Consider the following 15686-nt stretch of genomic DNA (forward strand, 5'->3'; position numbering starts at 1 on the left):
AGGCGGATCGGCCAATGTTGTCCCATCGGCCATGAGCCGCCCATCACCGGGCCTTGCGCCGGGTCAGACAAATCCATTTGAATCCGCCTTGATTGTTGGGTAGTGTCGCGAACTGGGTTGCAAAGGATGTTGCGTGTTCCGTATCTCAATCACAGGCCACAGGAGACTCACATGTTAGGAAGGTTCCGCATTCGCGCGCGACTGTTCGTCATTCTCGGCATCAACGTCGCTCTCATCGCCGTCATGGGGTTGGTGGCCTTCTTCATGGCCACCTCCATCAACGGCAAACTCAGTCTGGTGCTTCAGCGCGATTTGCCGGGGGCGAGCGTGCTCCTGGAGGCGGACCGCGACCTGCACCAGATGCTCCTGGCCGAGAACGGCATGCTACTGAGCGCACCGGGCACGCCTGAGTACGAAAAGCACATGAAATCCTACACCGAGAACATGCAGCAGGCCGATACGCGGCTGGGCAAGTTCATCGAGATCTCGTTCTCCCCGGAGAAGAAGGCCCTGGTGGACAAGTACCGCGCGGACCGGGCGGTCTGGGAGGAGGTGTCCAAAAAGATACTCGCCCTGCGCAACCAGGCCGGTCACGAGAGCAGCCCGGAAGCGGTCGCCCTGGCCATGACCGAGGGGATCGAGAAGTTCGACACCATGCGCGACCACATCAACAAGCTGACGGAAATCGTCGATAACGACGCGGCCACGGCCGGCAAGGAGGCCGAGGCCGCCTTCTCGCGCCTGAAGCTCATTCTCGCCGCCATCACCCTCGGCAGCATTCTCATCGGCGGGGCACTGACCATCATCATTTCGGGGGGGATCACCGCGCCGCTGCGCCGGATGATCGTCATGCTCAAGGACATCGCCGAGGGCGAAGGCGACCTGACCAGGCGGATCGAGGACCGCTCGGGCACGGAAACCCAGGAACTGGCCGAATGGTTCAACCAGTTCGTCAGCCGGGTCCACAACATCATCAAGGATGTGGCCCACAATTCCAGCCAGGTCACGGGGGCGTCAAAGAACCTGCTGGCCCTGGCCGGGAGCCTGAACACCTCGTCCCAGACCATGACGCAGACCTCGAACACCGTCGCGGCCTCGGCCGAGGAGATGAGCGCCAACATGAACAACGTCGCGGCCTCCATGGAGCAGTTCACCGTGAACATCGGCACCGTGGCAACGAGTTCCGAGGAGATGAGCGCGACCATCGCCGAAATCTCGGCCAGCACCGGCAAGGCCAAGGAGATCACCGGGCAGGCCGTCGCGGCAGCGGGCAAGGCCACGTCGCAGGTCAGCCAGCTCGGCGCCGCGGCCCAGGACATCGGCAAGGTGACTGAGGCCATCTCGGCCATCTCCTCCCAGACCAACCTCCTGGCCCTGAACGCCACCATCGAGGCGGCCCGGGCCGGGGAAGCGGGCAAGGGCTTCGCGGTCGTGGCCAACGAGATCAAGGAACTGGCTCAGCAGACCGCCCAGGCCACCGAGGAGATCCGGGGCAAGATCCAGGGCATCCAGCACACCACCAGCCAGACAGTGCTCGAGATCGGGCAGATCAGCAACGTCATCGGCGACGTGGATGCCATCGTCGGCAGCATCGCTGCCGCGGTGGAAGAGCAATCCGTGACCACCCACGACATCGCCGAAAATGTCGGACAGGCCTCCACGGGCGTCCAGCAGGTCAACGAGAACGTGGCCCAGGCGGACACGGTCATTCGCGGCATCGCCCGTGACGTGGCCGCGGTCAGCGCCTCGGCCGGCGAGGTGGCCACCACAGCGCGGTCCATGCACGAAAACTCCGAGACCCTGGCCGGCCTGGCCGGCAATCTCGACACCATGGTCAGCCGCTTCAAAATCTAAGGGCTTCGCCCCGGGCGGCATGGCGTGACGCAAAAACGGGGAGGGAAAGCCCTTGGCTCCCTCCCCGCCGGTCACTCTGGACGACCCGCCCGTCCCGCCACTGTTTGAACTCTTACGCACGCAAGCAGGACGCCTGCGTGATCGCCGGCCGCGCTGCAATCAGGACACAGAACCTCGGGACGGCCCCCCGTGCTTGCGCGCATAGAACACGCCCCGCTCCCGCCGCACGGGCACGACCCGCCCTTCGCCCTCCAACACCCCGACGTATTTGTTGATTTCCGCAGCGCCCAGCCCCAGGATCGTTGACAGATCGTCCACGGTGCAGGGTCGGCGGGCGATGGTTTCCAGAATGGCCGTTTCCGTGTCGCTGCGGTATCCGCCCAGGTTTTTGCGCTGCGGCGGCGCGGCGATGATCTCCACGTTGTCCAGGGCCAGCATGTCCGCCACAGCCCGGAGTTCCTGCGGCGTGGCGGCGCGCAGGTCCTCCAGGGTTCCGGGCCTGTCCAGCGTGTTCAGCTGGACGCGGTCCGGCCGGATGTCCAGCACAGCCTTCCTGATGGCCGCAATTTCCTCCGGAGCGTCGTTGTAGCCGGGCAGGATGAACACTTCGAGCCACAGCGCGCCAGCAAACTCCCTGCGGAACGCGACCAGCCCCTTGATGCATTCCTCGATGTCCAGGGAGCTGTGCGGCCTGTTGATCCGCCTGAAGACGTCGGCGGTGGCCGCATCGAGCGACGGCAGGACCACATCGGCGCCGAGCAGCTCCCGCCGCACCGACGGGTCGCGCAGCAACGTCCCATTGGTCAGGACGGCCACGGGAAGGCCGGGCTTCTCCCGCTTGATGAAATCCACCAGGTCGCCGATTCGGCTGTTCAAGGTCGGTTCTCCCGAACCCGAGAAGGTCACGTAGTCGGGCTCCGGACCCTGGGCGAAAAACTCGCGCAGCTCACGCGCCACCAACTCGAACTTGACGTACTCCCTGCGCTCGTCGGTCAGCAACGTAGTCCGTCCGACCTCGCAATAGACGCAGTCCAGGGAGCACACCTTCCTGGGCACCAGATCGACGCCCAGGGACATGCCCAGCCTGCGCGAAGGGACGGGACCGAACAGACATGCAAACATGGGGCCCTCCTGTTTTCAATACGGCCAGATGACGGGATGCGTCAGGAGCCACCGTGGCCGGGTGCATTCCATAATCCGGGAGGCTTTGAACATTTCCTGTTTTGGGGCCATGGTTACCCAAAAAGGGCGCTTCGGCAACAGCCGCCATGAAGCGAGCCGACAGCCCGGCCCGAACAGCCCGAGGTTGGCACGCTCGAATCCGGCACGTGAGTTGAATCGCAGATACCGCATCGAAGGGCATGGGATCGGTGGCAGGCAAGCTTGCCGTCGTATGCGATTAAGGTCGATCGCAAAGCCGTGTGGGCTCCACGCCAATGAACAAAGGGAAGACCGGCGGACCCGGCCTTCCCTTTGTTACGAAATGAGGAAAAATATCTTACAGATCGTGGACTTGCAGATAAACGAGGGTCTGGTTCAGCAGCTGGTAGGCCACCTCGCCGAAGGTGATCGGACCGACAAAGGGTTCCGTCTTGTGACCCTCAAGGCCTGAATAGAGGTAGTTCAGGATGCAGTTGCAGGAAAAGACGATGTTTTCCCCGCCCACCTCGTTCTTCTTCAACTGGGCGTCAAACAGCGTGGCGTAGTCGCTGATGGGCTTGGCGTGTTTGTAGCGGATTCCGGCGAAGACGGGGGCGTAGAATTTCACGTCGGCGCCCGGTTCCACGCTCTGAAAACTGATGTTGACCAAGGCGCCGTAGTAGTCCGCGACGAGGGGCAGCTTGGTGTCGAGCTTGTTCCGCGTGATGTAGTCGGCGAAGTTCTCCTTCACGCCGTTGACCATGACGTCGGTGCAGGAGAAGCCGTCGGACGCGAAGGTCAGGGTATCGCCGCCGCCCTGCTCAAAAATGTTCACGATCCCCACATCCACGGTTTTGCCTTGTGGCACGCGCACGTGCATGACCACGGCTTCCCGTTCGTGGGCGGTGCCGCTGACGCCGTCAAACACTTTCGGGGAACTCTTTCCCAAGTTGTCCAAGTGTACTCCGGAAATCCATCCGATAAGCGGCTGGCAGCCGAAATCCTTGTAGTTCGGCCCATTGAGCGCAAAGTTCGAATGAACGGGACTCATGGCCGGGATGATGATGAAACTAAAACCTGCGTGTCCGGAGTCCGTATAAACCTTGCCTAACGTATTGTCGTCATAAACCTTGACGTCTATGGACGCGACAACATCGCTGATATCGGTGACGAAAATCTTGTCCTGCGAAACCATGCCTCCTTTCTCGGGAGTGATGAAATACGGAATCGTTCCGCCAATCCACTTTCCTTTGGGCAAGTTGCGAAGAAGATCTTCCTCGCCTGCGAGCAAAAGAGTTTTTCCTTTCTGGATCAATTGTTCAACATCAGCCAGTGTCATGATATGCTGCAGCATGGTGTCTCCTAACCGAAAATGGTTTTCAAATCTTCTTTGACAGCAGGATTACTTTCATTTTTTTCGTAAATTGAATGCAAATGATCAATAGCACCTTGAATATTCGCTGGTGATGGATCAGCACTCAAGCTGCGAATGACACGTCCTAGCATAATTTTCACAGCGAGAAATTTCAAATCGAATGTCTTTTTTCCCGTGACGACCTCAACCCATTTTGGGTGATTCTTTGCCGGAATGCTCATGGCCCCCTCCTTAAGAATGTTTACGAATATTTTTGCGCTCACATTGATTATTTCAAAAAATCATCACGATGAATTGAATAAACATGTCATAGAAAATACCGCATAAGTATAGCCGACAAATTTTTGAACAAAACGCATTCGCGTTGCGTTAGACAGGCATATGTTCAAAAGCACCTTTCGTGCCATTGTGCCGGGCAATATTTTTTTAGAAGCTAATTGTCTGACATGATTTGTAATACATCCACTCTTCGCCCTCCCTGACATTTGTCGCATACAAAGTCATAAAAATCTTGTAATTCAAAATTGTTACATCAAAATGGCACATCGCTGGCAAGGCGTATTGCGTCATTGTGACACGCCAAAAAGTGTCGGAACGACACAACTGCAGACATCGTGACCATACATTCTGCGCTTCCCGATCCACCCTGAACACGATTCCGCATTTCACAACGCGGCACGAAACGATCTTGCCAGGCACTTGCAAAATTCACCCCCCCTCTGCTATCATCATGTCCTGACTGACTTCAAACGCTGCCGGATTCGGATTCACATTGCCGCAAGGACGCAACATGCCTGCATCATGGCACAAACAAGAACATGTCGCGATTGTTCAACTGGAACAAGCGATTCGGCTTTTTCTTGACGAGCAGGACTACTACTCCGCCGCAACGCTGGCAGGATCGAGCGAGGAAATATCAGGCAGGATCGCGCTGAACGCAGGAAAATTGCCGGTCCGCGAAGAGAGGATGCGCGACCTAGTATTGAACTTTTCCCGAAATCAAATCTGCGCCATACTTGAACTCAAGAAGCTCGACAGCGAAGAAATTGCACTTGAATGGATATTGTACAAATATACTGACTGGCTCAAACACTACAGGGAAAAGAATAGCGAGATATACATAAACACGAAAGCAGCAGCATATGAACTGATCACACGAGCGCTCTCAAACCTGTCGAATTGCGGAAAAACAATCCGATATGCCGACAGATTCAGGGAATACGCCATGCAGACGACCACCCTCGACGAATAGCCCATACTAACTCTCCCCCCAGCCCGGCCCATCCGCGCAACGGACGTGGCGCACAATGACACAGCCGCCAAAAAGGGAAAGAACTCAGGATCTCCCGTTCTTTCCCGCCGGAGAAGCCCGAGGGATTTCGATATGAAAGCAGGCGCCCTGCTCCGGCGCGGACCGGACATGGATGCTGCCGCCATGGGTCTGGGTCACGATGAAGTACGAAACCGACAACCCGAGCCCGGTGCCCTGGCCCGGAGGCTTGGTCGTGAAGAACGGCTCGAAAATCCTGCGAACCGTCTCCGGCGGAATGCCGGGCCCGTTGTCCTCGACCTCGATCACGACATTCTCCCCCTGGCACCTTGTGCGCACGGTGATGGCCGGTTCGGCCACGGACCCGCCGGCCAGGGCCTGCGCGGCGTTGCGCAGCAGATTGAGGATGACCTGCTCTATCTCGGTTTCAGAGCACCGGATGCCCGGCATCCGTTCCTCGAAGTCACGGACAATCTGGATGCGCCTGAAATCGAAACTCTTACGCAGATCGTAGTCGCTACCGGCCAGAACGATGGCCCGGTCGATGATGTCGTTCACGCAGCAGAACTTGTGTCCTGAATCGCTGCGCCGGCTGAAATCCAGCATATGCCGGATAATGTCGGCGGCCCGTTTCGCGGCTTCGCGAATATCCCGGACATACCCCAGAATGTTGCGCTCGCGCATGTAACGATCCAACAGCCGCAAATCGAGTCCCATACCCTCAGCCACGGCGACGTTCCGCGGAAAGTCCGGCAGGGTCCGCTGTTCCAGCAACTGGGCCGACTGCATGATGATGCCTAGGGGATTGTTGATCTCATGGGCGATGCCTGCGGCGATCCCGCCTATGGACACCATCTTCTCCGTCTGGATCATCATTTCCTGCATTTTCTTCAATTCGGTGACGTTTCGATAAACGGACATTACAACACGTTGCTCGCCGATCTGCAGGACATGCGACGACAACGCGCAAACGAGCGCATGCCCGTCCCGGGTCCGGATCATGAGTTCCTGGTTTGCCAGGTGGCCTTCACGTCTGAGCATGCCATACAGGCGGTCCCACAACGCGGGATCGACATAGAAGTTGAGGCTGCCGGTGGTCCTGCCGATGACCTCGCCGCGGGTGTACCCCGTCATGGCCACGAAGGTGTCGTTGATGTCGGAGACGATCCCGGTCTCGATGTCGGCCAGCAGGATGGCGTCCGGGGAATTCCTGAAAAGATGGGCAAACTTCTTCTCGGACTGAAGCAGCAACTCTTCGGATTTCTTCCGTTCAGTGATGTCCATGCCCATGCCGACGAGATATGCTCGTCTGTCGATGGTGTGTCGCGCCACGGTGAAGAGACAGGGAACCCTGCGCCCCGACTTCGTGAACAGGAGCGCCTCCGCCTCGGACCGTCCCTGGGCCATGGCCTGCCGAAAGCTGGCCAGGATGATCGACGTATCCGGTTCCCTGCCCCCGAACCAGGCCGCGGCATCGCTTCCAAGAAGTTCCTCGGGCGAATACCCCGTCATGGTCTCGTAGTTCCTGTTCCAACGGACCATGCGCTCCTGGCTGTCGTAAATGTAGAGAAGGCCGGGCACGCTCTCCATGACGGCGTCGGTGAACATGCGCTCCCGCGCGGCTTCCTGCTCGGCCTCCTTGCGCCTGCCGATATCCCTGAGGATGCCTTCGAGGCCGAGCATGAAGCCGGATTCGTCACTATAGATGTTGCTGGTGGCCTCCACGACCACTTCGCTGCCGTCCCTGCGCAGGAGGGTGGCCTCCAACTCCCGGACCACACCCTGTTCGGACAGGATCTCGACATACTTCTGAAACGCCTCCGGAGTCTTCCACAGTTTTTCCATCGGCGTCCCGAGCAGTTCCTCCACGGTCTCGTAGCCCAGGAGGCTCGCGCCCGACGGACTGAGCATAATCAGAGCTCCGCCTGCGTCGGTGCGGTAATAGGTGTCCTGGATGTTCTCGATGACCGACCTGTAGCGGGCCGCGCTCTCTCGCAAGGCCAGTTCCGCATCCGCACCCTCGCCCATGCAGAGGCACCGTGTCCGGTAGGCCTGGTGAAAGACATGCCCGGCGATCAGCGCCATGGAGTCGGCCACAGCGGTGAAGCGCGACCTGTCCATCCGCGGCACCTGCTCCAGGGCGGCGGCGACGGCCTCGGGGTCGGCCCCGATCCTCCCGGCGAGGGCGATGGCCTGCTCCCCGTTCGTGTCCTCGTCGCGGACCTGGCCGATGACCCAGTTCGCGACATGGCGCTCGCCGACGATGATGGGCATGGCCGCATACAGGAGGTCGGTCAGCGGGCAGACGTACACGGCAAGGCCGTCCGCAGCGGAAGTCCGAAGCGCGGTGGCCGGAAAGACGTGGCCCGCCTCGACGGCGTTTCTGCCGTGGACGAGCGTCGTGAACGGCTCGCTCAAATTGCCGGGACTGGTCAAAGGCGTGCCGTCGGGAGCCGAGATGACGGAGGCCACATTCGAGGCCAGGGCAAAGGCGTCCTGCACGCGCTGAATTTCCTCCGCCTGGAAAAGGTCAAAGAGCGAGATTCTCTGAGTGAAGCAAGACGTCATAATTCCTCGCCGGACAGATCGCTGTTCATGAGTGCATGAGCCGATATGACTCCCTAGCAAACTATTCCGAAGTTCGTCGACCCTGCGGGACCTGAATACGAAAAACTGGCGGCGCAATATTCGACATGATGTCGACATGGCTGGCGAGCGGATGGACAGAATTCTGGAAATCATAGTCAGCCACGGCCTTCAGCAAACACCATGCCCGCAAACAAAAGAATGCATGCGAAAGCGTCATGCCGGGCAAATTACACGAAACATTCGGCTGCATGTCGCAACAGCTGTCGGAATGCTCCATCATCGTGCACGACAAATCGATGGGCTGTTTCGACACAGCGCGTATCAAATCGACACATAGCCATCTTTCGATCCAGCCGAAACACTCCTTCAATTGTCGAAATAATTCTATATAGTTGGGGCATTCGTTTCTTCAAGCGGACGTGATTCGAAAAATATCCGTACCACATAGAATGTCAGACAATTAGCGATTAAAACCATATTTTCTCAAAAAATGGCACAAATCATGCTTACACGCCAAACCCACACCACACCGCACCACAATACATCAATATAACAGAATAACGTATTTCATTTGTGGAAACATATATGGTACAGAAATAAAGGAGCGCGTTGCATCATATTCATTTTTTCAAAAGACAAAGATGTAGTATACTTTATTCAGACTAAACACCCCAAAGGGATCAATCCAACCCATTGCAAAAAATAGCGTCGCTTCCATTCAACGGAGAGAAACATGAAGTTCGTGTCTGTTCGCACTAAAATAGCCGGTATTGCCGGCATCTGCCTGTTCGTTTCCTCGGCGGTCCTGGTCGGGTACAGCGTGTATTCGGCGCGCGCCAACCAGGAGTTGGTCAACACCCGCGTTTCCAGGCTGATCGAGAGCCGTTCGCTGGACGGACTGAAAAACCTGGCCGGAAACTACGCAGGCAAGATCAAGGCGGAATTCGACGTGGCCCTGGACGCGGCGCGCACCATGGCCGACACATTCATGCTCTCCAAGGACAAGGACAGTGCTGGCCTGGTCCTCGGCCGGGACCAGATCAACGGCATTCTCCTCAAAGTCCTGAAAAACAACCCCAACTTCAACGGCTCCTATTCCTGCTGGGAACCCGACGCCCTTGATGGACGGGATGCCGAGTTCGCAACGGGCCGGGACGGCAACAATAAGGTCACGGGCCGCTTCACCCCGTACTGGAACCGCGACGAGAACGGAAACATCGCGGTCCAGCCCCTGGTCGAATACGACACCATGGACCGCCACCCCAACGGCGTGCTCAAGGGCGGCTGGTACATCGGCCCGCGCGAGAACCACACCGAAAGTGTGCTCGACCCCTTCCCCTACATCGTGCAGGGCAAACAGGTCTGGCTGACCACGCTCTCGGTACCGATTCTGGTCGACGGCGCGTTCCTCGGCGTGGCGGGCACAGACTACAATCTCAATTTCGTTCAGGAAATGGCAAAGAATGTCGACAAGGAACTGTTCGACGGCCAGGGAGCGGTGACCATCGTCAGCTATCAGGGCCTCGTCGTCGCCGACAGCGAGAAGCCGGAACTCATCGGCTCCTCCATGCAGAACATCATCGCCGAGGGGTGGGAAAAGGATCTCTCCGAGATCCAGGCCGGGAAAAGCGCCGCGACCATCGACCAATCCAAGGGACAGTTCGTGGTCTTCGCCCCGATCCCCCTGGGACGCACCGGCAAACCGTGGTCGGTCATGATCCGCGTCGATTTGGCGACCGTTATGGCCGACGCCATCGACTTGGACACGGAACTGAGCGCCGCGGGACGGAAAAGCGTCGCCATGCTGGTGGGCACCGGGGCCGGGACCACGGTTCTGGCCATCGCGCTGCTCTGGTATGCGGCAGGAGGCATCGTCCGCCCCATCCGCAGCACGGTCGAGGTCCTCAAGGATATCGCCGAGGGCGAGGGCGACCTGACTAGGCGCCTGGAGATCAAGGCCAACGACGAAGTCGGCGAAATGGCCAGCTGGTTCAACCAGTTCATGGAAAAACTGCGCGAACTGATCGGCCAGATCGTGGACGACGCCGGTTCGCTCAATACCGCCTCCGCGTCCCTGTCCGACATCGCCAGGCAGATGAAGGAAGGGGCCGAATCCATGGCCGAACGGTCCCGTACCGTGGCCACCGGCGCCGAGGAGATGGACGGGACCATGGTCGGGGTCGCTGCGGCCTGCGAGCAGGCGGCTATCAGCGTCAACATGGTGGCCACTGCGACCGACGGCATGAACCTGACCGTCCGGGAGATCGCCAAGAAAACCGAAGAGTCGCGGACCATCTCCGAGTCGGCGGTGCTCAAGGCCGGCGAGGTCTCGGGCAAGCTGGGCAACTTGGGACAGAGCGCCCTGGAGATCAGCAAGGTCACGGACGTCATTTCGGCCATCTCCTCCCAGATCAACCTGCTGGCCCTGAATGCCACCATCGAGGCGGCCCGGGCCGGCGACGCTGGACGGGGCTTCGCCGTGGTCGCGTCCGAAGTGAAGGAACTGGCCAAGCAGACGGCCGACGCAACGCAACTGGTCCAGAGCCAGATCAGCAAGATTCAGGTCTCCACCGAGGAGACGGTGTCCGAAGTGGCCCAGATTCTGGATATATTCAAGAACGTCAGTGAAAACGTCGCCTCCATCGCACAGGACGTCGAAGGACAGGCCTCCACCACGCAGGAGATCGCCGACAACATCACCCAGACGTCGGCCGGCATCCAGGAGGTCAATCTGAGCGTCAGCCAGGGGTCAGGGGTCGTGCGTTCAATAACTACCGAAATCAACAACGTGAACGAGTCCGTGCAGGAGGCGTCCGTTTCCATCGGCCGGGTCAACGACAGCGCCGGAGAGCTGTCCGGCCTGTCCGGCAAGCTGCAGGAGCTCGTAGGACGCTTCAAGATCTGAGAATGAGCCATCGCGTCGCGGACACTGCCGGCCGCCGGAGGTGTCCGCGACGCACGTTCAAGAAATACGGAAACAGCCTGATTAACGCTTCCGCTCTGGTCGCGGAATAATTATTGTATTCGCCATCCCGATCCAGAAGGAAGCGCATGCCCTCATGAAAAAAATAAGCATTTCGGCCCGTCTGATCCTGGTCATGAGCCTCATCGCGGTCCTGACGGCCGGCCTGTCCGCCTATCTCATCCTCCGCTTCATCGAGAGCGGAGAACAGGTCAAGGTCCTGGCCGAGGAAGGCACGCAGGGCATCGTCTGGGGCGAAAAAGCCAATTTTCACCTGCACAACCTGATCATCAACTTCTACAGGGCCAACAGCGGCGACATGAAGTGGGTCACGGCCATGGAGGAGAACATCCCCAGGGTCCGCTCGGCCCTGGACGAATACGCCAAGACCGCGCGGGACCCGGAGAACAGGCGTATGCTGGCCGAAACCAGGGAAGCCCTGGACATCTACGCGGGCGACATCCTGATCCTGGGACAATCCTTCCGGAAGGGCGTCTTCGGGCCGGGCATCATCCAGGTCCTCAACGACCTCGACACCAAGACGCACGCCAACCGCCTGATCACCGCCATCACGAACCTGGTCGAGTACTCCAAGGCCCTGGCCGAGAAGAACCGCGCCAGCTTCTTCGCCGACATGTCCGCCAACACAAGGGCCTCCATTGTCCTGGCCTGCGTCGTCATCCTCATCCTGATCTGGGCGGGGTATATGGGCGTCATCTGGACCAGGGACGAAATCGCCGAGCACAACGCCAAGGAGCGGCTGCTGCAGAAGCTGCGGACCGACCTGCTGAACAGCCTCGAAGCGGCCGGCGCCGTCTCGCGTCATATCGCATTCGACAGCGGCGCCCTCACGTTCGTCGGAGAGGTCGAGAAGGTGCTGGGCCTGCGGGGGGATGCCGTCTCCAATTTCGTCGAGTACGCGCGCCAAATCCATCCGGACGACCGCGACAGGGTCCTGGGCGAGATTCCAGTGGATAATATCGGCGGTTGGGATGAATTCATTGGCCTGCTCCAGGACGATTTCATCGAGGTCGACGGCAAAAGGCTGCTGAAAAAGGACTCCCGATTGGTGCGAAGCTGGATCGAGCAGGCCGGCTCCGACACGGCCACCAACCACCGGGAGTTCAGATGCCGATCCGCGACCGGGGACGACCGGCAGTGGCGCTGGAAGCGCAGCCTCTTCAAGCTGCTGCCCCACCCCTCCGGCCTGGGTTATTCCGGGGAAAGCGGCATCGTGTTCGACATCACGGATGAATACGAGATGCGAAACGCGCTGATCCGGGCCAAATACGACGCCGAAGCGGCCAACAGGGCCAAGAGCGATTTCCTGGCCCGCATGAGCCACGAAATCCGCACGCCCATGAACGCCATCATCGGCATGACCCATCTCATCCTGCGCACCGAGGTCAACGAGGCGCAAAAGGACTACCTGTCCAAGATACTCTCCTCAGCCCGGGTGCTCATGGGCATCATCAACGACATCCTGGACTACTCCAAGATCGAGGCGGACCGGATGCAGCTCGAAGACCTCCCCTTCCGCCTGGACGACGTGTTCAAGTCCCTGGCCGACGTCATCCTCGTCAAGGCCCAGGAAAAACAGCTGGAGGTCATCTTCGCCGTTTCCGACGACACCCCGCAATGGCTGGTCGGGGATGCCCTGCGTCTGGGCCAGGTGCTCATCAATCTGGCCGGCAACGCCGTCAAGTTCACCCCCGACGGCGAAATCCTCGTCAACGTCGGGGTGATGGAGCGGAGCGAACATGCGGTGCAGCTCCACTTTTCCGTGACCGACAGCGGCATCGGCCTGACGGCCGAGCAGATTCAGGGCCTGTTCCAGCCCTTCACCCAGGCCGACGGCACCATCACCCGCAGGTTCGGCGGAACCGGCCTGGGACTGGCCATCAGCAAGAGCCTGGTGGAGGCTATGGACGGAAGCATCTGGGTGGAGAGCCAGCCGGACAAGGGCAGCACCTTCCATTTCACCGCCAGGCTCGGCCTCGCCCCGGACCAGCCGACGCAGCTGTTCCTGCCCCTGGACCTCAGATGCCTGAAAACCCTCGTCATCGACGACAACAGCACGGCCAGAAGCAGCTTCGCCGACATGCTGAAAGCCCTCTTCGCCACGCCGCCCGTCACGGCCACGTCCGCGGACGAAGCCCTGGACACGCTCCTGGCTCCGGACGCAACGGGCATCCCCTACGACCTGATCTTCGTGGATTGGAGGATGCCCGGCAAGGACGGCATCGAAACCGCTCGCCTGATCAAGGACAGGATACGGGAAACCGGCAGTTCGACCTCCCTTGTCTTGATGGCCAACGGCTACGAACTGGAAACAGCCCGCCCCAGCGCGCAGTTGGCCGGGGTGGACGCGTTTCTGGCCAAGCCGGCCTGCCCTTCGGACATCTTCGACACCGTGGCCACCCTCTGCGGCCGTAAAACCGAACCGGGCAAGGGTTCGCACATCGTCGTCAGCATGGGCAAGCTCGATCGGGTCCGCGGCACGCGCATTCTCCTGGTCGACGACAACCTGTTCAACCAGCAGGTGGCGGGGGAGCTTCTCGAGCAGGCCGGCATGGTGGTCGAGATCGCCTCGAACGGCTTTTCCGCCCTGGAAATGGCCGCAGCAAACGACTACGACCTCATTTTCATGGATATCCAGATGCCCGATCTCGACGGGCTGGAGGTCACCAGGCGCATCCGTCAGATGCACGAAGCCGCGCACCTGCCCATCGTGGCCATGACCGCCCATGCCCTGGCCGAGGACCGCGCCAAAAGCCTGGCCGCGGGCATGAACGATCACATCACCAAACCCATCGACCCCGAAGAGCTGCTGGCCCAGGTGGTCAAATGGGGAAACCCGGAACGCGGCGCGCACGCCCCGGCCCCTGCTCCGCAGATCGGGCCCGGAATGTCCGGGGAGCCGGACACCGTCTTCCGTTTCGCGGAAATCGACCATCAGGCGGGGCTCGGGCGCTGCCTCGGGAACACCGAGTCCTACCTCAGGCTCCTGCGCCTCTTCCACCAGGAATACTCGCGCTTCGCCAGGCAGTGCGAAGAGCACGGGACGCGCGGCGAATGCGAACAGATCCGCCATCTGGCCCACGCCATCAAGGGACCGGCCGGTTCCATCGGCGCGCGGAAACTCCAGGCCGCGGCCGACGACCTGGAACAGGCCCTCGGGGCAAAGGACGCCACCCCGGACAACCGGCTGCTCCTGTCCTTCCGGCAGGCTCTGGAGGCGGTCATGCGCGATCTTGACCCCATCCTCCGCCAGGCGGAAAGCGGAGCGCCGGCGGCCGCCCCCTGCGTGTTCGCCGGCGACGGGGACACGAGCCGGAAGCTTTTGGAGCGCTTGCGGTCGTGTCTGGAAAAGAACGACGCCGAAGCTTCGGCTGTGCTGCCGGAGTTCGGCGCGGTGAACGCCTGGCCGGAACTTGCCGACGACTGGGCGCAGCTGAAGGCGCACATCGGAAACTTCGACTTCGAGCAAGCCCTGGAGCCCCTCAATCGCATCGAAGCATGGCTGCAGGCCAGGAAAAACGTCGATGATGAACACTGAAAAACCGCGCATCCTGATCGTCGACGATGAAGTCTTCAACCTGCAGTTCCTGACCGAACTGCTCATCACCGACCATCATGTCAGCACGGCCAAGGACGGGCCGAAAGCCCTGCAGCTCGCGCAGTCCCTCCTGCCTGACCTCGTCATCCTGGACGTGGTCATGCCGGGGATGGACGGCTACGAGGTCATTCAGGCCCTGAAAGCCAACCGCAAGACCCGCCACATTCCGGTGATCTTTCTGACCGGCCTGGACAACGCCCGGGACGAGGAAAAAGGGCTCTCCCTGGGTGCGCTGGATTACATCAGCAAGCCCTTCCACCCCGCCATCGTCAAGGCGCGGGTCAACAACATCCTGGAACTGGTCCAGCACCGCAAGCTCCTGGAAAAGATCGCCCTCATCGACGGGCTGACGGGCGTGCCCAACCGCAGAGCCTACGACGAACGCCTGCAGCACGAATGGCACCGGGCCTGCCGAAGCGGCGAGCCTTTTTCCCTGGCCTTCGTGGACATCGATTACTTCAAGCAGTTCAACGACACCTACGGCCACGCCGCCGGCGATCTTGCCCTCAAAAAAGTCGCCCAGACCCTGAACTCCGTGCTGAAGCGCACATCCGACTTTGTCGCCCGCTACGGCGGCGAGGAATTCGCCTTCATTCTGCCGAGCATCTCCTTCCAGAACGCCCAAGCCTTCGCGACCCAAGCCTGTCTGGAAGTGCACGGCATGGGTTTGGAGCACAAGGCATCCTCCGCTGCGGACGTCATCACCATCAGCATCGGCGGCGCCACCACCCTGCCCGCCCGCAACCAGCACCTCGGAGCGTTCACCAAACACGTCGACACGATGCTCTATCAGGCGAAGGAAGCGCGTAACCGGGCCGTGTGGAGCTTTTTCCAGGAAAGCTGACGGCGTGCGCGTTCAGCGACAGCCCAGGCGGCC

Annotated in this window: 9 protein-coding genes; 5 read left to right on the plus strand and 4 right to left on the minus strand. The window is 60.1% G+C overall.

The window, feature by feature from the left end; all coding sequences use genetic code 11:
- Positions 1-171: 171 nt before the first annotated feature.
- Entirely contained in the window at positions 172-1854 is a 1683-nt protein-coding gene (locus G394_RS18595; RefSeq protein ID WP_051307072.1) for a methyl-accepting chemotaxis protein, read from the plus strand.
- Between the two features lie 159 nt (positions 1855-2013).
- Here the strand turns inward: G394_RS18595 and G394_RS0108760 are convergent, their stop codons facing one another.
- The 3 genes from G394_RS0108760 to G394_RS20745 all read right to left on the minus strand — a co-directional run bounded on the left by G394_RS0108760 (position 2014) and on the right by G394_RS20745 (position 4590).
- Positions 2014-2976 (minus strand): radical SAM protein, encoded by a 963-nt coding sequence (locus tag G394_RS0108760; RefSeq protein ID WP_028577335.1) that lies wholly within the window; start codon positions 2974-2976, stop codon positions 2014-2016.
- A gap of 376 nt (positions 2977-3352) precedes the next feature.
- Complete coding sequence (locus G394_RS0108765; protein ID WP_028577336.1) at positions 3353-4348, minus strand: DUF6976 family protein; 996 nt, start codon at positions 4346-4348, stop codon at positions 3353-3355.
- Positions 4349-4356: 8 nt separating this feature from the next.
- On the minus strand, positions 4357-4590 hold the full coding sequence (locus G394_RS20745; RefSeq protein ID WP_084435484.1) for a hypothetical protein: 234 nt from the start codon (positions 4588-4590) through the stop codon (positions 4357-4359).
- Between the two features lie 569 nt (positions 4591-5159).
- Between G394_RS20745 and G394_RS0108770 the strand changes: the two genes are divergently transcribed.
- A complete protein-coding gene (locus G394_RS0108770) occupies positions 5160-5621 on the plus strand; it encodes a hypothetical protein (protein WP_028577337.1) in 462 nt (153 codons plus the stop codon).
- 84 nt (positions 5622-5705) lie between these two features.
- On the opposite strand, the gene G394_RS20145 is transcribed toward G394_RS0108770, so the two are convergent.
- Complete coding sequence (locus G394_RS20145; RefSeq protein ID WP_084435486.1) at positions 5706-8381, minus strand: PAS domain S-box protein; 2676 nt, start codon at positions 8379-8381, stop codon at positions 5706-5708.
- Between the two features lie 580 nt (positions 8382-8961).
- On the opposite strand from G394_RS20145, the gene G394_RS0108780 reads away from it, so the two are divergent.
- The 3 genes from G394_RS0108780 to G394_RS18610 all read left to right on the plus strand — a co-directional run bounded on the left by G394_RS0108780 (position 8962) and on the right by G394_RS18610 (position 15653).
- Positions 8962-11133, plus strand: a complete 2172-nt coding sequence (locus tag G394_RS0108780) for a methyl-accepting chemotaxis protein (protein WP_028577338.1) — start codon at positions 8962-8964, stop codon at positions 11131-11133.
- Positions 11134-11287: 154 nt separating this feature from the next.
- Positions 11288-14749 carry a response regulator gene (locus G394_RS20150; RefSeq protein ID WP_051307074.1) on the plus strand — a complete coding sequence of 1154 codons (3462 nt, stop codon included), beginning with the start codon at positions 11288-11290 and terminating at the stop codon, positions 14747-14749.
- Complete coding sequence (locus G394_RS18610; RefSeq protein WP_211226242.1) at positions 14736-15653, plus strand: GGDEF domain-containing response regulator; 918 nt, start codon at positions 14736-14738, stop codon at positions 15651-15653. Before G394_RS20150 ends, G394_RS18610 begins: the two co-directional genes overlap by 14 nt.
- Positions 15654-15686: the final 33 nt, after the last annotated feature.

The sequence above is a fragment of the Desulfomicrobium escambiense DSM 10707 genome (assembly GCF_000428825.1).
GTDB classification, from domain to species: Bacteria; Desulfobacterota; Desulfovibrionia; order Desulfovibrionales; family Desulfomicrobiaceae; genus Desulfomicrobium; species Desulfomicrobium escambiense.